Consider the following 19,055-nt stretch of genomic DNA (forward strand, 5'->3'; position numbering starts at 1 on the left):
GGCGGCGCGGAACATGCGTGGACCTTGGGTTGGAAGAGGCCCAGCGAGATTACTGGCGGCGCTTACGCGATGTGCGTGCCGATGGTCACGGCAGCCGCCCGGCTCCAGGCCGGGCGGTTGCTTCGGTCCTGTTACGGCGTCAGCCCGATCGCGGCGTCGGCGGTGATCAGGCCCTCGCCGGTGGCGTCCGCGCCCCAGCAGGTTTCGACCACCACGCCGGACGGTTGAGCCAGGTCGGCGCAGCCGGCGGGCATCGGGATCGCCGCGGCTTCCATGATCACCTCAACCGCCGCCTGATCCAGCGCCGGGTTCTTCTGCAGCATCTGCGCGGCGATGCCGGCGACGTGCGGTGACGCCATCGAGGTGCCGCTGAGGTAGAAGAACGAGGTCTTGGCGCTCTGCAACTGGTAGGGACCCACTACCCACGAGCCGGGTGCGGCCACGTCCAGATCCTGTCCCGCCAGCTCGCGGCTGGAGAAGTCGGCGATATGGAAGTCGATCGGCGAGGTCGGGTCCGGAACGTCATCGGCATTCCACCAGTTGGCCGGATTGCCGTCGTTGCCCGGACGCCACTGGCCGTTCCAGCCGGATGCCGCGCTGTTCGAGCGGGTGTTCGCGCTTGCCGAGGCCCGCGCCGGCAAGCCCCTGCCACGCGCGATGATCCCCGGCATTACACTGCAAAGCCCCAAGATCACCCGCGAGCTGACCACCGCGTGGTTCGCGAACCGCGTGGATGACCGCTACCGGCGCTGCATGGCGCTTTGAACCCAGGAGAACGGCATGACCAGCACCCCCGCATTGACCCTCTACCACCATCCACATTCCCGTTCCGCCGGTATCCGCGTGATGCTGGAGGAGCTGGGCGTCGACTACCGGGTCGAACTGGTGAACCTGCAGGCCGGCGAGCAGCGCCGGCCGGAGTTCCTCGCGCTCAATCCGCTTGGCAAATTGCCGACGCTGGTTGACGGCGACACGGTGGTGACCGAGCAGGTCGCGATCTACCTGCACCTGGCGGAGCGCTTCCCGCAGGCGGGACTGGCACCGGCCATTGGCGACCCCGAGCGCGGCAGCTACCTGCGCTGGATGGTGTATTACGCCTCGTGCTTCGAGCCTGCGGTGGTGGATCGCTCAATGAAGCGCGAAGCCGCGGCGACGATGATGTCGCCGTACCGCGACTACGACTCGATGTTGGCGGTGGTGGAAGCGCAGCTTGCGCGCGGCCCCTGGATGCTGGGCGAGCGCTTCAGCGCCGCCGACGTGCTCTGGGGGGTCGCGCTGTCGTGGACGACCGGCTTTGGCCTGGTGCCGGAGAGCCCGGTGATCAAGCAGTACATCGAGCGCGCGAAAGCCCGGCCGGCGTTCCAGCGCGCTGCGGAACTTGATGCGGCGTTGCTGGCGGGCGACTGAAACAAAGGTGTTGCGGATCGGTGTATTACGCCTTTGGCTAATACACCTTGCGTGGGCGTGGGTGTGGGGGGGCATTGGCTTGATCTGGGTCAGGGCGGGGGCGGTTGCGGGGCGGACAATGGGGGTGTCCGGGCAATGTGATGTCCGCAGGCGAGGTCATCCAGATGGAATTCCATATCAGCGTTGTTGGCGCGGTGCCGGATACCGATGCCATTGAGGCGTCGATCTGCGAGGTGGATCCTTCGGCGCTGGTCGACATTGATCCGACCGGCCAGCTGCTGAGGGTGGCGACCTCGATCGATTCGGTCGAGCTGGTCTCGCTGATCAACCACGCCGGTTATCCGGTGAGCTCGGACCAGGTACGGCAACTGCCGTCCATCTGTTGCGGCGGGTGTAGCGGATAGCATCCGCCTGCGACCTGGCAGCTCCATCGCGTATCCTGCCAACGGCATCACAAAACCGCAGGGCAGGGGACCCATAGTGGCCGACGACGCAGATAACCGATCTTCTGACAACGCCGCCGCCGATGCCTTCATCGAGCTATCGACCTCGCAGCTTCCTGATCGACCTGTCCACCTGCTCGGCGTCGACGCCCCGCACGCCACGGCCCAGCAGGACTACATGTTCGAGCGGCCGATCACCTCCGCCCACGGCGACGGGAGCACCAGCGCCGGGCGCATCGACCTGGCCGATCTGCGCAAGCCCGAAGTCCGCGAGCGCCTGCGCCGCATCTGGACCAACCCGCTCAGCGTCGACAACCGTTTCGTTACGGCAAAGGCATAGGAAAAGCTTGCCATGCCTTTGCCTCCACTACGCAGTTCGGATAAGAAGTAGGCGTCAAACCACGGTTGTTCCATGTACACACAAGGGGATTCTCATGCTCAAGAAAATGCTGTTTAGTGCTTCTGTCGTTGCAGTTCTGGTCGCTTCCGGGTGCGCATCCGTCCCGATGGCTCCTGCAACGCAAGATGCGGCTCTCAAGACATTTGCTGCTCCTCCAGCCGATAAGGCGGCACTCTATATCTATAGGAACAGCCTCGCCGGCCAAGCCCTGAAAAAGGACGTGTATGTAGACGGGGAGTACCTCGGTGAAAGCGCGAATAAGGTTTATTTCTACAAACAGGTCGCGCCCGGCCAGCACGTACTCTCCACCGAGTCCGAGTTCAGCGATAACGCGCTCACGCTCGACGTTAACGGCGGCATCAACTACTTCATCAGGCAGTACATAAAGCTAGGAGTCTTCGTCGGTGGCGCGAACCTGGAAGTCGTCTCCGAAGCGGAGGGGAAGAAGAACGTGCTTGAGTCACGCTTGGCAAAATAGCTATGCATGCGTCACCGGCTGTGCGGTTGCAATGCCGGTGACGCCTAATAATTCGGCCAAGCGCTAGGCCTCGCAAGGGAGACTCTCAGTGGTCAGAGAAGTTGGCGGCGTCAAGATTCAGCCCAAGCACCGGGCAACTTGTCACTGTGGTTCAGTGGAGTTAGAGCTCGATCTGCCAGACGGCATCGTCAATCCGCGCCGCTGTGACTGTTCCATCTGCCGGCGCAAAGGCGCGGTTGTCGCTTCGGTTCCCTTGAACGGCATCCGCATCGTCAAGGGCGCAGAGCATCTGAAGCTCTACCAATTCAATACACACACCGCAAAGCACTATTTCTGCGCCAATTGCGGCATCTACACGCATCATCAGCGTCGCTCCAACCCAGGCCAGTACGGCTACAACGTTGGTTGCCTGGTGGGGGTCAACCCGTTTGAAATTCCGAATGTTCCAACCAATGACGGCGTCAACCATCCAGCGGACCGAGTTTGACGCAAACGATTCGTTCAAGCCGAGCTTGCTTCGCTACAGGGAACATCGATGGGAATTGCCAAGAAAATTGCCCGCGTTGCGCTCCGTCGCGCGGGTGGATCGTCACCACCTGCTCGCGCTGTTTCAGCCGACGTACCACGGCAGTGATGCGATTTCATCGAGCAGACTGGACTTTCGGCGTGCCATTCGACTTCCCCCCCTGATCTAGCTACAGATTAGTTTAGTACGGGCCCACGTGGTGTCGAAGATACATACGTGGTCTACTTCCTACGGGGATTTTCGGGTTGACATAGGGGATAGAAATGACCGGATTGATGACCGGAGGCGTGGGCCTCGTTGTCGCATTTTTTTGCAATGTCCTTTGGAGAATCCAATGACGGACAACAGCCTTGAATACGTGGGGTTCTGGCCCCGGGTCGGCGCTTCACTGCTCGACACCATCATCCTCCTGCTTCTCACTTGGCCGGCTCTGTTCGCAATCTATGGCGCGGGCTACATCACCGACCCGGATGCGCCCTTCATCGCCGGCCCGGCGGACTTCTTGATTTCCTGGGTGCTGCCGGCGGTGGCGGTCATCCTGTTCTGGCTCTACAAGCAGGCCACCCCCGGCAAGATGGCGGTGTCCGCCCGGGTGGTGGACGCCAAGACCGGTGCGACCCTGACCACGGGCCAGGCCGTCATCCGGTACCTCGGGTACTTTGTCTCGTCGATTCCCCTGGGCCTAGGCCTGTTCTGGGTGGCGTTCGACCCGCGCAAACAGGGCTGGCACGACAAGCTGGCGGGCACCGTGGTTGTGCGCTCGACGCATCGCGGGCCGGTGCCGGTCCGGTTCGAAAGTTGAAGGCGGGTGCATGAAACCGGAACAGCTCGAGAAGTGGAAGGAAACCCGGCAAAAGGGAATGTTGCGGTTCGTGCTGGTGAACGGCGTACTGGCCTATGGACTGATCATGTTCATCGTTATGACGTTCGTCGTGCATCGGGACAAACTCAGCGTCAACTTCATCTGTATTTCTGCGATTGTCTGGTCCATCGGGGGCGCGCTGTTTGGCGTTCTCATGTGGATCATCGGTGAGCGCAAGTTCCGCAAGGTCGACTGCGCCAATAGGTAACAGGAGAAGGGGCCATGGGGCTTTTTGACGGACTGCTCGGCAACGCATCCAAGATCGACAATGCTGCGATCCAGCAGGAATTCGCACAGGTGCTCGCGCCGGGTGAGGTGGTGGAGCACGCCTGCAAGCTCATCCGCGACTACTTCGATCCAGAAGACCTTCACCAAGAAACTGAGCATCTACGAGGTGCAGTCGGTGCTTGCCGGGTATGTTTTGAGCTGAGCGCCCAGGTGGCGAGCGTCAAGAACCGGGCCGCCCGGCTTGCATCGATCCTGATCCATCCGGTGGTGGTGATGGAGATTGCGGCAACGGTTGCGGGTGGTGCTGCCGGCGGCGATCGTCTCGGTGCCTTGGGGCACTGGCCGTCCGCGATGGGAAGTGTGCGTCGAGTGATTTGACGGCCTGCTCGACAACGCGTTGCCGGCGCCTCCCCGGCGCAGGGCGCAGCCCCGAGGCTTTTTTCATGAATAGATCGACGCGTTACCGCAACTTCGCGGAGTTCTACCCGTTCTACCTGAGCGAGCATTCCCATCCGGTCTCGCGCGGTTTGCACTTCGTCGGTACCAGCATCTCCTTGTTGCTGCTGGTCGCCGCGCTCGTCACCCAAGTGTGGTGGCTGCTGCTGGTGGCGTTGGTGCAGGCGTATGCATTCGCGTGGGCCGGCCATTTCATCTTCGAGCGCAACCGGCCGGCCACCTTCCAGTATCCGTTGTTGAGCTTTCTGGGCGATTGGCGCATGTGGTGGGACATGCTCACCGGCAAGCTCCGGCCCTAGCATTCGAACCGAACAGAACCGACAGGAGACAGACGATGCGCTACGAACTGTATTACTGGCCGGAGATACCGGGACGCGGCGAGTTCGTGCGCCTTGCATTGGAAGAGGCGGGCGCCGACTACGTGGACGTGGGCAACGACGAGGCCGCTGGCGGCGTGGAAGCGGTGCAGCGCGGGTTGGATGACGACAGTGCCGAGCGCCCGCCGTTCGCGCCGCCGTTCCTCAAGGTTGGCGATGTGGTGATCGCGCAGGTCGCCAACATCCTGCAGTTCCTCGGCCCGCCGCTGGGGCTGGTCTCCGACAACCCGGCGGATTCGTTGTGGACGCATCAGCTGGAACTGACAGTCGCCGACATCGTGGCCGAGGCGCACGACGTGCATCATCCGCTCGGGGCGGGCGAGTACTACGAAAACCAGAAACCCGAGGCAGCCAAGCGTGCGCGCGACTTCCGCGATCAGCGCATCCCGAAGTTCCTGGGCTATTTCGAACAGGTATTGGCTAACAACCCCGGCGGCGCGCAGTACCTGGTCGGCGCGCGACTGTCCTACGTGGACCTGTCCCTGTTCCAGCTGGTGGCCGGATTGCGCTACGCGTTTCCCAAGGCGATGAAGCGGCTCCAAGGCGACCTACCCAAAGTGCTGGCATTGGCGGACTCGGTCGCCGAGCGGCCCAACATCGCCGCCTATCTGGCATCCGCGCGCCGCCTGCCGTTCAACGAGAACGGCATCTTCCGTCATTATCCTGAACTGGACGACTGATTGTAGGAGCGACGTAAGTCGCGACCCACCCAACCGTGCAGACGACCCACAGGTCGCGACTTACGTCGCTTGCTGACCCGCGGGGTCTGACTCCTCTTTGATAGGGCTGCTGGTTACCAGCGGTAACTGACCTTCCCGTAGACGAAGGCTCCCTGGGAGCCGAACGGTGAGCTGCTCGGATATGGGAATATGCCGTGGAAATCGCTGCCTTCGGGCGCCTTTTGTGGGTAGGTATCGAGGATATTGTCGGCGCCCAGGGTGAATGTCCAACGATCACTGTAATAATCAACGGCAGTGTTGAGGATCCATTTGGCCGGGTATATGTCGTCGTTGATAGCGTCGGTAGAACTGTATTCGGTCACGCCTCCGTAGCGCAGGGCGGTTCCGGTGATTCCCCAGTGGTCCTTCTTGTAGGTATTGGTCCAGATGAACTTGGAGCGGGGCATCTGGTCGGCGAGCAATCCTTTTGTCTGACTGCGGGTGATGCGGTTGAAGCCGACATCACCCAGCGCTTCGAGTACCGCAGGGTTCGGACGAACGCCGGTCACCTCGTTCTTGTGGTACGACCAGTTGACGGTCGTCTCGAATTCCCCGCCGTTGGCAAGTTCCGTGAAGTAATTGGTGACCATGCCGATACCTCGGATGCGCATTTGCGCAGCGTTGGTGAAGTAGGCAAGGGCAACAAACTGCGGGTCGGAAACACCGTTGTCCGCCAGGTAGTCCTGGACCGAATCGGCCACGAGCGACATCGAACTCGACATCAGGATGCGGTCATCGAGGTCTATCTGGTACAGATCCACCGTTGTGGTGAGTGCAGGGATCGGGTTCCAAACCGCACCAATGGTGAAGCTCTTCGAGGTTTCCGCCTTCAGAGGCTCACTGCCAAGCAGCACGGCCAATTCGTTATTAACCGGCACCAGTCCACGCAGGTAGATTCCCTCGGGCAGGCCCAGCGAGTTGCCTTCTGGATAGGACACGGAGGTGGTTGCCGAGCCATGCTGTTGTCCCAGGCCCGGGGCGCGGAACCCGGTGGAAACCGTCCCGCGCAGGGCGAATCCGTTGTCAAAGTCGTAGCGTCCGGATAACGCGTAGGACACGTTGGTCCCGAAATCCGAGTAATCTTCATGACGCACCGCAAGGGAGGTACTCAGCCGCTCCGTAATATTCCCTTCCAACTGCACGTACTCGGCAATGGAATTCCTCGAATTGTCGCTCGCGTCCTGTGGCCCCCAGCCGGCAAAACCCTGGGCAGCACCGGTGATCCCGGAATTGCCCACGTACCACGAGGCAAGGTCACCCTCGACGATCTCGTATCTCTGGTGCAGATACTGCACACCAAAGCCAAGATCCCAGTTGTCCCCCAGCGGTTTGGCAATGGCCACATCAAACGTGGATTGTGATGAAGTCAGGGTGCCGTCGTGAATATCCGTGGGGCTGTAGCCAAAGTCGTTCCAGTAGGCGAAGTTGACTGTATTGAAAGTGCCATAGGACACGCGGTTGGCGCCCCAGTTGGCACTGACATCCCAGCTCCAGCCGCTATCGGTATAACCGCGCAGCCCCGTGACGAAACTCTTGTCCCTCGACTCGCCGTGTTCCACCGGTTGAAAGCCATCGCCATCCGGGAAGATATACTGCATCAGGTCATCTTTCGGTTCCGGTGCATTGGCGCCATAACGGTAAAACGCCATGGGCTCGGCCATGAGCATGCCGTAATGCCCGGAACCATACAGACTCACACTCGGCGTGAAATCATAGCCCCAGTTGAGGAAGGTGTTGTAGCTCTCGGATTTCGGGATGCCTACCTGGAACTTCTTTCCCAGTTCGGTAAAGCCTGGCCTGTTATCCAGCCCCGCACGGTTGGTGGGCTGCTGATCGCCCACCTCCGCAGAAAGCCGCAACCATCCATCCGCACCAAGTGCAAAGCCGATGTCGGCCTGGACCCGGGACCGGTCACCGTCGCCTGCCGAGTATTTGCCGTAGCTGGCTTGCACTTGGCCGCCTTCCGGGCCCTTTTTCAGAATGATGTTGATGACGCCCGCAAGGGCATCCGAGCCGTACTGTGCCGAGGCACCATCACGCAGCACCTCGATGTGGTCGATGGCACCAATGGGGATCGTGCTGATGTTCACGCCCTGGGAGCCTTGGCCGACCTGGCCGAGCGTCAACATCAGCGCACTGGCGTGCCAACGCTTGCCGTCCACCAGCACCAACACCTGGTCGCTGTTGAGGCCGCGCATCTGGAAGGGCCGCGTGAAAGCAAACGTATCGGACATGGACGCGAGCGGGAAATTCAGCGACGGAACGACGAGGTCGAGCGCGCTGCCCAGGTCGATGGCGCCGGACTGGGTCAAGACGTCGCTGGGAATCACGTCGATCGGTACCAGCGACTCGGCCTGCGTGCGATCGCTGATGCGCGTGCCTGTCACGATGACCGTGGCCATGTCCAAGGCTTTGGCGGTTGTCGCAGCTTCGGACTTGGTGTCCTGGGCGGTGTTTGTCTGGTCCGCGTTTTCCAGGTCTTGCGCGGTTGCCATACCGGCCAGTGCAAGCAGCACCGACGCAGCCAACAAAGTGGGGATATTCCGACCCAAGCGATCATTCATGCAAAGTGCTCCCAGCGTTACGTGTCATGAAACCACCACGGCCAAAGCAGTCACATCATCTTGACCGTGCAACGGATGCCCCCCAACAGTCGGCCATGGAACCGGTTCAAGCGGCGCGCGGACCTGTGCCCCGACAGCGGCACATACTGGTCGGGCACGGGGTTCTTCCGTCCATGACACGACCCGAGCTTAGGCACAAGCCGCCAAAGTCCGCCAATAGAAAAACGGGTGTTAGCCATAACCGCAGGCTGTGGGTGGCGAACCTGAAACCCCGCTTACGACGGCGGAGCCGCCAACGCGTCGTAATGCGCTTGCCATGCTTGCGGTGTCTGTGGCTTCACGAACAGCGCCACGACCTCCGGATGCTCGGTGCGCACGGTCGCCTCCAGGCGATTGATGCAGCTCTCGATCTGCGGCGTGGTGAGGGTGTCCTCGAACTCCACGCTCAGTGCGGCGACCACGCTCTTCGGCCCCATCTGCGTGCTCAACACGCCATTGGCGCAACGCACTGCGGGGTCTTCATTGGCGATGCGCATGATTGCCGCGCGCAGCTTCGGGTGTGCCGATTCGCCCAGCAGCAACGCTTTGGTCTCGCGCGCCAGCAACGTTGCGGTGGCGACCAGCAACAGGCCGATGCCGATGGAGGCGTAACCGTCAAATGCCGGGTCGTCCAGCACCAGCGCCAGCGTGATGCCCACCAAGCCGAACATCAGCCCGATCAGGGCGGCGCTGTCCTCCAGCAGCACGGTCAGGGTGCTGGCGTCCTTGCTGGACTTGAACGCCTGGAACCAGCCCTGGTCGCCCTTGGTGGCGCGGAACTCCTTCACCGCCACCCACCAGGTGTAGCCCTCGAACACCAGCGAGGCCCCGAATACCAGGTAGTTGACCAACGGCCGGACGATCGGCTCGGGGTGCTGCAGGTGGCTGATGCCCTGGTAGATCGACACGCTGCCACCGAGCGTAAACACCAGCAGCGCCACGATGAAACTCCAGAAATACAGTTCGCGCCCATAGCCATACGGGTGGCTCTCATCGGCCGGCTTTGCGGCGCGTTTGAGGCCGTACAACAGCAGCAGCTCGTTGCAGGTATCGACCAGCGAATGCACGCCCTCGCTCAGCATCGCGGAGCTGCCCGTGACCGAGGCGGCGATGAATTTGGTCACGGCAATCGCGCCATTGCCGAGCAGGGCGGAGATGACAACCTTCCTGCTGCTGCCGGATGTCTTGGCCATGGGGTGTCCTCGCATGTGGTCGGCGCGCAATACGCCTGCGTAGACCGCCATGGTCGTTGCCATGGCATGAAGGGCTTGTTCGCAGGGATTCTAAGGAGCAGCACATGCTTTGTAAGGATGGGCCCGTCAGTCGGGCCAAGATATAGACCGCAGCCAACGGCACAGGAGACCAGGACTCCAGGTCTCCTGGCGGTCGCTTGCCGGCGTCGTCAGAACCGGTAGTTCATGCTCGCGAACCAGGTGCTGCCGACCTCGAGATTCGCGCGGAACAGGTCATTGTTCGGACCCGTCAGGCGTCCGCGCTCCTCGCCGAAGATGTTTCGCCCCTCAACGCGAAGCTGCAGGTTCGGGTTGACCACCCACTTGGCGCTCAGGTCGAAGGTGGTGAACGGTTCGATCCAGATGTTCTGCCAGGGGTTGGCGGCAAACGACTCGAGGTACTCGCCCTGGTGGTTGACGGACAGGCGCAGCTCCGACCCGCGGTCGAAGGTCCAGAACACCGCGGCGTTGCCGGCGATCTCGGACTGGTACTGCAACTGGTCAAGCTCCTGCGGGGTTCCGTTGTAGATGTAGGACGACTTGCCATCGACCAACATCAGGTTGAACGAGGCGCCCAGTGGGGACAGGGCGGGATGCATCTTCACGAAGCTGCTGTTGACGATGCCGAGCTCCAGGCCCTTGTACTTGGTGTCGTCACCATTGACCGGTGCGGAGACCGTCCAGGTATCGCCATCGATGACTTCCTGTGAGGAGACGTCGAGGATGTCGTCCTTGACGTCCTTGTAGAACCCGGTCAGCGTCAACATGCTCAGGCCGTCGTTGAAGTAGTACTCCATGCCCAGGTCGAGGTTGGTCGACTGCCGTGGCTTGATCAGCGGGTTGCCGCGCGAGATCGTGAGGTCGTCGTAGTTCAGGTTCTCAACCGTCGCGATCATCTCGGGGTTGGGCCGGCCCAGGGTTTTTGAGGCCGAGGCCTTGATCCGGAAGTCGGGTGACAGCGACCAGATCGCGTTGAGGTAGGGGAGGACCTTGGTGTCGTCGCCCGAGGCACGGGCCTTGTCGGGCTGAACCACGCCGCCGACCGTCTTCGCCATTTCCGCTTGGAAGTCCGAACGGTCCATGCGCAGGCCTCCGCTGAGACGCAGGTTGTCGGTGGAGTAGACGCCGTTCACGTAGGCGGCCAGGATCTTTTCGCGGTACTTGTAGTCGTTGATCAGCGAGCTCTGCAGGGACTCGTCCTCGTCGATGGCGAGGCCCGGGATGACGTCGTTCCAGAACGCCTCCGGCTTCGCCAGCCACATCGCCGGCCAGCTGTAGCCGGGCGTGTTGAAGCCCGGGAAGTAGGACAACCCGTCCATCGTCACCTGCCCCTTCTCATAGTAGGTGGCGGTGTTGTCGCGCTCCATGTCCATGACCCGGTAGTCGAGGCCGGTGGTGAAGCCCCAGCCACGGTCCGAGGCCTCGTTGTTCAAGCCGTAGTCGACCTTGGCCTGCGAGACGTAGGACCACGCCTCGCGCCGGTCCTGGTAGGTGTTGCCATTGCTGAAGTTGGCCGGGTCGATGAACGCATTTCCATCGTCCGGAATGAAGATCTGGCCCGGGTTGGACAGGTCGTAGTTGATTCGCGTGTTCGGGTTGTAGAGGAAGGCCACGAACGGGCGGTCCGAGCTGTACCAGGCGCGGGTCCGGCTCAGGTCAACGCTGAGGTTCCCCTTGTCCTGGAAGTCCCACGCGGCGTGACCCTGGATGCCCATCTGGTCACGGTTGAAGTCGTTGAAGCGCCACTGGGAGTCCATCGCGCGGACGTTGGCGGTGCCGGTGTGCTCGGTCAGGTCACGGTGCTGGTTCAGGCTGTAGACGCGGTTGGTGTTGCGGGTCTCCTGCTCGTCGGAGAAGTACGCGTAACCGAACAGGGAAGCCTGGAAGCTTTCGCTCGGACGGAAGTCCAGCTTCGCGGTGCCGCCGTGCTTGGTGAACATGTTCGTGTAGTTGTGAGCGGCAAAGCCGTCGGGGGCCGCGAAGCCGTTCCAGTCCTCCGATTCCGGCGTGGTCAGGGTGCCGTCATCGTTGTAGTACAGGCGGTTGGGGATCGCGGCGTTGGACTGGGTGCGGGGGCGCTGCTCGTAGATGCCGGTCACCATCAGGCCGATGGTGTCGTTGGCGAAGGTCGGCGCCCAGGAGAACTGGCCCGACCGGCCCCACGGGGAGTCCTTGGAATCACGGCCGCCACTGTTGTCGTCGGGCACGTCCATGTAGGTCGAGTAGCTGGTGCCCAGGTTGAAGCTGAACAGCGGCTGCCCCATGTCGAACGCGCTGGTCGGCACGATGTTGATCAGGCCGGCGACCGCACCGGCGTCGAGCTCGGGGGACAGCGATTTGTAGGCCTGCAACTGGTGCACGGCACTGGACGGGATCACCTGCAGGTTGACCTTGCGGGTGCCTTCGCCGTGGTCGCCGGTGGTCGCGATCGTGAGGCCGTTGATGGTCACCGGGACGAAGTCGGGGTGGGAGCCACGGATCGACGCGAACTGGCCGATGTCGTCGTTGTACACCGTGGTCACGCCGGTGATCCGTCGCAGGGACTCGGCGATGGTGAGGTCGGGCATGGCGCCGATCTCGTCGCTGGACAGCGTGTCCACGATCGCCGGTGCTTCACGCCGGGCCTCGATCTCCGACTTGGCCTGCAGCCGCGAGCCGGAGACGACCACCGCATCCAGGTTGGCGACATCCAGAGTGGTCTCGATGTTGGTCTCGGGTGCCGCCTCATCAGCGGCGAGGGCGGCGGTGTGCGTTTCCTGGGCGAAGGCCGGGAGCGCCGCGGCGGCGATGGCGGCGGACAGGGCCAGCGCCAGGACGCGGTGTTGCGGCAGGCCGCGCTGGTTGTGATGAAGGGTCGATGCGGTGACGGGGGACATTTTTGGCAAATCCATGTTCTGACCGTGGCGGTCGCAGGCAAGCTGCGACCGCCAGGGTCGGTCGGGCAGTGGGGAAGACGCGAGATTTCGCGTGCCGGGCGCGCGGCCTACGGCATTACGGGCGTGCGTTGTCGAATCGTTCGTGGAAACCGGTCAGCTCGACCACGAAGTCGTCGCGCTCCATGAACTCGGCATCCGGGGTGTCGGCTTGCCTCTCACCGGCCTTGTACCAGGCGGCGTATTCGGGGATTTCCGAGCTGAACTTTCCGTAGTACGTGGAATAGGTCCGCACCTGGACGCTGGGTTGCTGGCTGTCGAGGTTGAAGGTCAGCAGGCGCAGCCAGCCGTCGCCTGTCTGGGTGTTGTCCGGATACCGGTTTTCCGGGTCCTTCGTCTTTGCCACGTGTGCACGCGGCTGGTAATCGGACAGCATCTGGTGCACTTCGTGGCCATTGTCGTTGTAGTCGATGCCGTGACCTTGGCCGCCGATGTGGCCGCTGAGCACCAGGAAGATCTGGTCGTGCTGGCTGATGAACTCGTCCCAGACCATCTGCGGGTTGTTGTCCTGCCGGTCGATCAGGCTCATGTCCAGCGTCCCGCCGACCGCATGTCTGCCGTCGCGCCCCGTGTACTTGTGGGTAGTGACGATGGTCGGCAGGCCGGGGTTCTGATTGATCACGCGGCGCGCCCATGCCAGCGAGGAATCCGGGGCGTCGTACTGCAGGCCGAGGTGCAGGAACTTGCATTCGCCTGCAGTGAACACCTGGGCACTGTCGGCGCCACCGTCATTCGAGGCGATGTACCAGGGCTGGTCCCGGAAGAAGTTCGACTGCTCGGAGAAGGCCGACAGGAAGCCGGTCAGTCCGCCGAAGTGGCGGATCTCCGGTGCCATGGGGTCGGACTCGGGTTGCGGCGGATGGGCCGGGTCGGTCCAGACGGCATCGTAGTCGTGGTTGCCCGGGACCACCGAGAACGGTAGGGCGTTGGCGATGATCTCGAATCCCTTTACCGCCGTCGGGATCTCGTGGTTCGGCACGTCCTCGGGGTAGAGGCCAGGCTTGCCGCCAGTCACCGAGTCGGGCAGTGCCTTGAAGCCACGCGCGGCGTGCCCTGGGTCGATACGCTCGACGCGGTTTTGCCAGATGTCGCCCAGGTGGGTGGCGAACACGATGTCGCCGCCGTTGCTCCTGGCGTTGTCGGCGATGTAGCGCATCTGCTCGAAGTACAGTTCGGCGGCATCGATGGGGAACCCGTGGGACTTTTGGTGGCTGAAGTCCATGTAGTTCTGGGTGTCGGGGATGGCGGCGATGGTGAAGGTGCCGCACTCGCCCTGCCGGTACTGTTCAGCCTGTGCCTGCGATGCGAGCGTGGCGCCCAGCAAGGCAATGGCCAGCGCCGCCTGGAGCGGTCGGGCGGAGGAAATTTTTCCAATCAGTTTCATCAGATTACTCATGTCTGCTGCCGTCGTCCGTGGCGGACCGAGGGATCTGATGCATTGGGCTACTGCGATGCTTCACGTATGTGACAGGACGCCAGGCCGGCGCAATCGGTGTGCCGGCCCGCCAAGCTGTGCAAAGGTGAGCGTGTCGGGGCAGGCGCCGGATACATCGAGGCCCCCCGAGGGCTGGTTACCGCTCCAACCGCAGGAAACGTGCGGCGTTGTCGTGGAAGATCGCGCGCTTCTGCGCCGCATCCAGGAACGGCGCGCTGTCGACGCCCTCGAAGGCTTGGCCGATCGCTTCGGGCCAGACCATCTGGTCGGAGCCAAACATCAGCCGGTCGCCAAAGCCCGCCGTGACCAGCGCCTGCAGGTACTGGTGGAACTCGGCGCGCGGGATGATCCAGTCGATCACCGCGACATCGGCGTAGACCTGCGGGTACATGTAGAGGATCGCCTTGGTCTCCTGAAGGTACGGCCAGCCGGCGTGCATCAGCCACACGCGCAGCTTCGGATGGCGCTTGAGCATCGGCTCCAGGATCGCGGGGTTGCCGAGGCCGATGCTGAAGTCCGGGCAGCACCCGTAGGCGGCGCCGGGCGGCGCGAGGCCGGTGTGGATGCCGACCGGGATATCGAACTCCTCGGCCAGTGCCAGGTAGGGTTCGAACCATTCGTCGCTCGGGTCCAGCCCGTGGTACTGCGCGCCGATTTCGCCGAGCACCTTCAGTTCACCGGAGGCGAATGCTGCGCGCAGCACCTCGGGCGGTGGCAGCGGGTGGCCGCCATCGTCGAGGAACGCACCCGCCCAGATCCGCTCGCCGCCGGCGTCGCGCATGCTTTTCATCGCGCCATCGGGCCCGCTAACCAGGCCCAGCACCACGTTGTGCTGCCGCAGTTGCTCCAGTGTCAGCTGCTCGCGCTCGGCATCGGTGTTGGCCGTGGTCGGCTGGCCGGTGGCCGGGTTCGGCGCGCCGGGCGCGGCCGCGCCGACATGCAAGTGCACGTCGATCACCGGGCCGGTGTAGTGCTGCGCGTGTGCCGGCGGCGTGCACGCCAGCAGCAGGACAGCCAGGATCGAGGCCGTTGTTTTCATCGGCGCGCTCCACAGGAATGTGCCCGGGATAACGCGGAAAGCATGGGGCGTCGGACTCGCCAGCATTCTCCGGGCGGCCCGGGTTCGCGCTGACCCTGGCGAAGCTGCTTGAGCGAGGTGGACTATCGCGTTCGGATCTCGCAACGCGCCTGGGCGTGAGTCCGGCGATGGTGACCAAGATCCTGGGGTTCCCGGAGGAGTCGCTGGAGGACTGGCATCGGGGGCAGGGGTTGCTGGATAAAGGCGCCGGGAACGAGTGAGGGATGCCGGTGCACGCTCCGGGCACTGGCGCGGCAGGCAGCGGTGAATATTGCATCGCAATTGCAACGCATGGGTGCTTGATGCAAACCTTTGCGGGTGCGGAAAAGCGGTGCATTGTTAATGCACCCTACGACCGACCGTTGACCGGATGTAAGGTGTAGGCGGAGCCGTAATACACCGCCTTGCCGGGCATGGACATCCACTACACGTGGGCGAGGGTGGCCGGCTTTTCCATTCGATAACAATTGGCCCGATATGCTCGGGCTGCGGCATACGCCAGTCCCGGAGAACTCCATGTCAAACCGACCCCGCTCAAAGGCCAGCGACTTCGATCCCGAGGTGCTGCGACTGTTTGACAAGTACGTCCACGGGGTGATCGATCGCCGCGGCTTCCTCACTGGGGCGGCGCGGCTTGCGGTCGGGGCAGCGACTGCGACCGGGCTGCTGGCGGCGCTGAGCCCGCAGTTTGCTCAGGCGCAGCAGGTGAAGCCGGAAGACCCGCGGCTGTCGGCGGAGTACATCGAGTTCGATTCTCCGGAGGGCTACGGCACCGGCCGCGGCTACCTGGTGAAGCCGGCCCAGGCGAGCGGCCCATTGCCGCTGGTGTTGGTGGTGCACGAGAATCGCGGCCTCAATCCGCACATCGAGGACATCGCGCGGCGGATCGCACTGGAAGGTTTCATCGCCTTCGCGCCCGATGCGTTATTCCCGCTGGGTGGCTATCCGGGCGACGAGGACGCGGCCCGTGCGCTGTTTGGCAAGCTTGACCAGCGCAAGACCCATCAGGATTTCCTCGCCGCCGCCGACATGCTTGGCAAGGTGGAGGACGGTAACGGCAGGATAGGGGTGGTCGGTTTCTGCTACGGCGGCGGCGTGGCCAACTTCCTCGCCACGCGCCTGCCGAGCCTCGCCGCCGCGGCACCGTTTTACGGTAGTGCGCCGCCGCTTGATGACGTGGGCACGATCAAAGCCGAGCTGCTGGTGGTGCTTGCTGCGAACGACGAGCGCGTCAATGCCACCTGGCCGGCCTACGAGGCCGCGCTCAAGAAAGCCGATGTGGACTACACGTTGTACCAGCCCGCCGGCACCGAACACGGGTTCAACAACGACACTACGCCACGCTACGACGAGGATGCCGCACGTGAGGCGTGGCGCCGTACGGTCGCGCTGTTTGATCGCACGTTGCGGGACGGCACTGGGTTCCCGCTTTCGCGGGAATGACGACTGGAAACGGTGCAGGTCCCCGTGGAAGCGGTGCAGGTCCCCGTGGAAGCGGTGCCCGCCCACCCATGGCCTTCGCGCTCGCTTCGCGGTCTCGATGCCAGGATGGCAATCCCTGTTTCAACGGAGCGCCATTCATGAAAACCTTTGCCAGACTCGCCGCCGCATTGGGTGCCGGCGCGGCCCTCATGTACTTCCTGGACCCGGCGACAGGACGGCGGCGACGCGCCCTGGCGCGTGACCGCGGGGTGTCGGTCGGCCATGACGCCGAGCATTTCGCGCGGGGCAAGACCAAGCAAGTGATCGACCGTGCGCACGGTGTGGTGGCTCGGGCACGGGCCGGATTGTCCAATGCGCCGGTGGAGGAGGGTCAGCTGCACGGCCGCATCAGCACCCGGCTCGGGCGGTTGCTCGCGCATCCCGGTGAGGTCAATATCGAGGTGAACGAGGGCCACGTCGTGCTGCGTGGGCGCGCTTCGGCGTCCGAGATCGACGCGCTGACGGCGGCGTTGAAATCGATGCAGGGTGTTACCGGGGTCGACAACCGGATGTCGGCGGTCACCGAGCAGACGCCTCACTGAAGGACACACCAGGCGTAGCCGGACAGTCGATCAGTGCTGCACCGGTAGCCCGCTTGGGCCGCCTTGTTCCAGCAGCGCGGCAAAGGCTTCCGGACTCATCGGATGGGCGATCGCGAAGCCCTGCGCGCGGTCACAGCCGGCGTTCGCCAGCCAGGCCAGGGTTGCCTCGTCCTCAACCCCCTCGGCGGTAACCTGCACGCCCAGATCGTGCGCGAGGCGGATCGTCGCGTGCACGATCGCCTGGTCGGAAGTCGACTGCAGCAACCGCAGCACGAAGGTACGGTCGATCTTCAGTTCGTCGGCGTCCAGCAAACGCAGGTTGGTGAGCGAGGAGTAGCCGGTGCCGAAATCATCGATCGAGATGCGGATGCCGCATGGGCGCAGCCGGGTAATGGCGTCGACGATCTTGTCCGGATCCCGCATGACGTCGGTTTCCGTGAGTTCGAGTAACAGTTGCGAGCCCAGGTCCCCAGTGGCGGCGATGATTGCCGAGACCAGTTCCGGGTCGTCCAGGTCGTTGGCAGACACATTGACGGCGATCGTGAGCGGATGGCCTTGTTCGCGCCATTGACGACAGTGCTTGAGCGCGCAGCCCACCAGGTACAGGGTCAGTTCCCTGGTGACGCCGGCGCGCTCGGCCAGCGGTATGAATTCTTCCGGCGCCAGCGGGCCACGCCGTGGGTGATGCCAGCGCACGAGTAACTCGACCCCGACCCAACGGCGGGTTTCGAGGTCGAGTTTTGGTTGCAGCGCATAACCCAACGTTTTGTTGGCGATGGCTTGGCGAAGCTCTGACAGCAGTATCAGCTGACCAGGGTCGGGCTCCAGGCCGGCGTGATAATAGGTGCCGGACGAGGGCTTGACGCCGCCTGATGATCGCCACCAGACCAGTGCGGGAATGAGCAGCGCCAGGCACAGGCCGGACAGGACCAGTACCGCCCACAGCCACGACTTGCCGGCGTCAGCGGTGACCGGTCTGCCCAGGGTCGCGGCTTCGTACAGTCGTTCCCGCTCGCCACTGGCGCGGACCCGGTCCAGCCCGGCGTCGATGATGGGCACCAGCTCCGGTCGGTCCCGTCGCACCGCGAAGACGTAACTGCGCTCGAGCAGGGGTGGGCCGAGCGCGATGATGTCGGTCATGCCGGCGTTTGCGGTGGCGTACAGTCCGATCCCGGTCGGCACCAGGGCGTAGTCGGCTTCGCCTCGTTTCACTGCTGCCAGGGCATCTGCTTCGACGTCGACCTGGACGATCTCCACCGCGGTGAGCGGGAGTGCACCCAGGGCTTCCAGGGCAAGACTGGCGTGCTGGACCGCGACGCGGTGTCCGGACAGCTCCTCCAGCGACAGGATGAGCGGAGAATCGCGATGGCCGAACACGGCGTGGTAGCGCAGCATGTAAGGCTTGCTGAACAGAAAGCGTTTGGCGCGCTCCGGCGATGCGAACATCGGCACCACGTCGACTTCGCCGCGATCGAGACGTTCCAGTGCGATGTCCCACTCGCCCAGCTCGAAGCGCACCGCCAATCCCTGGGGTTCGAGCACTGCACGGATCAATTCGACATCGAACCCCCGCGCCTCGCCCTCGTCATCGAGGAACTGGAATGGCGGGTACTCGCGGTCGCCGCCGACCACGATGGTCGTTGTCGAAGGCTGCGCCGGGATGGGCGAGCGGTCGCGCGTGTCGGCGGATCCGGCGACCGTCACTCCCGCGAGCAGATACGTGACCAGGACGAGCATGGCTACCCGCACCAACTTCAGTACGCTTCCGCGATACCGTCTGGACAGTGATTCCATTCGAATCCCTCGACCGCGCTGTTGCGGGCCCCCGACCCATCCTACCCCGGCCGGTGCGTC

At 63.4% G+C, this 19,055-nt stretch carries 19 protein-coding genes and 1 pseudogene; 13 read left to right on the forward strand and 7 right to left on the reverse strand.

What is annotated here, in order from left to right; genetic code table 11:
• Positions 1-131 precede the first annotated feature (131 nt).
• Positions 132-671: a S8 family serine peptidase gene (locus ACW7G6_RS01795; protein ID WP_456997427.1), complete on the reverse strand. Its 540-nt coding sequence runs from the start codon at positions 669-671 to the stop codon at positions 132-134.
• Between ACW7G6_RS01795 and ACW7G6_RS01800 the strand changes: the two are divergent.
• From ACW7G6_RS01800 to ACW7G6_RS01850, 11 genes and pseudogenes are all read left to right on the forward strand, one after another.
• Positions 598-765, forward strand: a pseudogene (locus ACW7G6_RS01800) (DUF1615 family protein); the annotation flags it as partial. The gene ACW7G6_RS01795 and the pseudogene ACW7G6_RS01800 sit on opposite strands and share 74 nt — an antisense overlap.
• A 15-nt stretch (positions 766-780) precedes the next feature.
• Complete coding sequence (locus ACW7G6_RS01805) at positions 781-1,407, forward strand: glutathione S-transferase family protein (protein ID WP_456979175.1); 627 nt, start codon at positions 781-783, stop codon at positions 1,405-1,407.
• Between the two features lie 164 nt (positions 1,408-1,571).
• Entirely contained in the window at positions 1,572-1,811 is a 240-nt protein-coding gene (locus ACW7G6_RS01810; RefSeq protein WP_456997428.1) for a hypothetical protein, read from the forward strand.
• A 76-nt stretch (positions 1,812-1,887) separates the two neighbouring features.
• A complete protein-coding gene (locus tag ACW7G6_RS01815) occupies positions 1,888-2,190 on the forward strand; it encodes a hypothetical protein (RefSeq protein ID WP_456979177.1) in 303 nt (100 codons plus the stop codon).
• A 94-nt stretch (positions 2,191-2,284) separates the two neighbouring features.
• On the forward strand, positions 2,285-2,728 hold the full coding sequence (locus ACW7G6_RS01820) for a DUF2846 domain-containing protein (RefSeq protein ID WP_456979178.1): 444 nt from the start codon (positions 2,285-2,287) through the stop codon (positions 2,726-2,728).
• Between the two features lie 88 nt (positions 2,729-2,816).
• Complete coding sequence (locus ACW7G6_RS01825) at positions 2,817-3,215, forward strand: GFA family protein (protein WP_456997429.1); 399 nt, start codon at positions 2,817-2,819, stop codon at positions 3,213-3,215.
• Between the two features lie 373 nt (positions 3,216-3,588).
• Positions 3,589-4,056 (forward strand): RDD family protein, encoded by a 468-nt coding sequence (locus tag ACW7G6_RS01830; RefSeq protein WP_456979180.1) that lies wholly within the window; start codon positions 3,589-3,591, stop codon positions 4,054-4,056.
• A gap of 10 nt (positions 4,057-4,066) precedes the next feature.
• Positions 4,067-4,324, forward strand: coding sequence for a hypothetical protein (locus tag ACW7G6_RS01835; protein WP_456979181.1), 258 nt, complete (start codon positions 4,067-4,069; stop codon positions 4,322-4,324).
• A gap of 14 nt (positions 4,325-4,338) precedes the next feature.
• Positions 4,339-4,722 carry a PH domain-containing protein gene (locus ACW7G6_RS01840; protein ID WP_456997430.1) on the forward strand — a complete coding sequence of 128 codons (384 nt, stop codon included), beginning with the start codon at positions 4,339-4,341 and terminating at the stop codon, positions 4,720-4,722.
• A gap of 65 nt (positions 4,723-4,787) precedes the next feature.
• Positions 4,788-5,099, forward strand: coding sequence for an Mpo1-like protein (locus tag ACW7G6_RS01845; protein WP_456997431.1), 312 nt, complete (start codon positions 4,788-4,790; stop codon positions 5,097-5,099).
• Positions 5,100-5,134: 35 nt separating this feature from the next.
• Positions 5,135-5,857, forward strand: a complete 723-nt coding sequence (locus ACW7G6_RS01850) for a glutathione S-transferase (RefSeq protein WP_456979184.1) — start codon at positions 5,135-5,137, stop codon at positions 5,855-5,857.
• 113 nt (positions 5,858-5,970) lie between these two features.
• On the opposite strand, the gene ACW7G6_RS01855 is transcribed toward ACW7G6_RS01850, so the two are convergent.
• The 5 genes from ACW7G6_RS01855 to ACW7G6_RS01875 form a co-directional block, all read right to left on the reverse strand.
• The gene (locus tag ACW7G6_RS01855; protein WP_456997432.1) at positions 5,971-8,460 is read right to left on the reverse strand and encodes a TonB-dependent receptor plug domain-containing protein; all 2,490 of its coding nucleotides are present in this window, start codon (positions 8,458-8,460) and stop codon (positions 5,971-5,973) included.
• A 275-nt stretch (positions 8,461-8,735) separates the two neighbouring features.
• On the reverse strand, positions 8,736-9,755 hold the full coding sequence (locus tag ACW7G6_RS01860) for a cation diffusion facilitator family transporter (protein ID WP_456997433.1): 1,020 nt from the start codon (positions 9,753-9,755) through the stop codon (positions 8,736-8,738).
• 146 nt (positions 9,756-9,901) lie between these two features.
• Positions 9,902-12,607, reverse strand: coding sequence for a TonB-dependent receptor (locus ACW7G6_RS01865; protein WP_456997434.1), 2,706 nt, complete (start codon positions 12,605-12,607; stop codon positions 9,902-9,904).
• 115 nt (positions 12,608-12,722) lie between these two features.
• Complete coding sequence (locus ACW7G6_RS01870; RefSeq protein WP_456997435.1) at positions 12,723-14,048, reverse strand: hypothetical protein; 1,326 nt, start codon at positions 14,046-14,048, stop codon at positions 12,723-12,725.
• 187 nt (positions 14,049-14,235) lie between these two features.
• Complete coding sequence (locus ACW7G6_RS01875; RefSeq protein ID WP_456997436.1) at positions 14,236-15,138, reverse strand: amidohydrolase family protein; 903 nt, start codon at positions 15,136-15,138, stop codon at positions 14,236-14,238.
• A gap of 555 nt (positions 15,139-15,693) precedes the next feature.
• On the opposite strand from ACW7G6_RS01875, the gene ACW7G6_RS01880 reads away from it, so the two are divergent.
• Entirely contained in the window at positions 15,694-16,620 is a 927-nt protein-coding gene (locus ACW7G6_RS01880) for a dienelactone hydrolase family protein (RefSeq protein ID WP_456979190.1), read from the forward strand.
• Between the two features lie 137 nt (positions 16,621-16,757).
• Complete coding sequence (locus ACW7G6_RS01885; protein ID WP_456979191.1) at positions 16,758-17,201, forward strand: BON domain-containing protein; 444 nt, start codon at positions 16,758-16,760, stop codon at positions 17,199-17,201.
• A gap of 30 nt (positions 17,202-17,231) precedes the next feature.
• Here ACW7G6_RS01885 and ACW7G6_RS01890 read toward each other — a convergent pair whose 3' ends face one another.
• Positions 17,232-18,938, reverse strand: a complete 1,707-nt coding sequence (locus tag ACW7G6_RS01890) for an EAL domain-containing protein (protein WP_456997437.1) — start codon at positions 18,936-18,938, stop codon at positions 17,232-17,234.
• Positions 18,939-19,055 lie beyond the last annotated feature (117 nt).

The sequence above is a fragment of the Lysobacter sp. A421 genome (assembly GCF_054052145.1).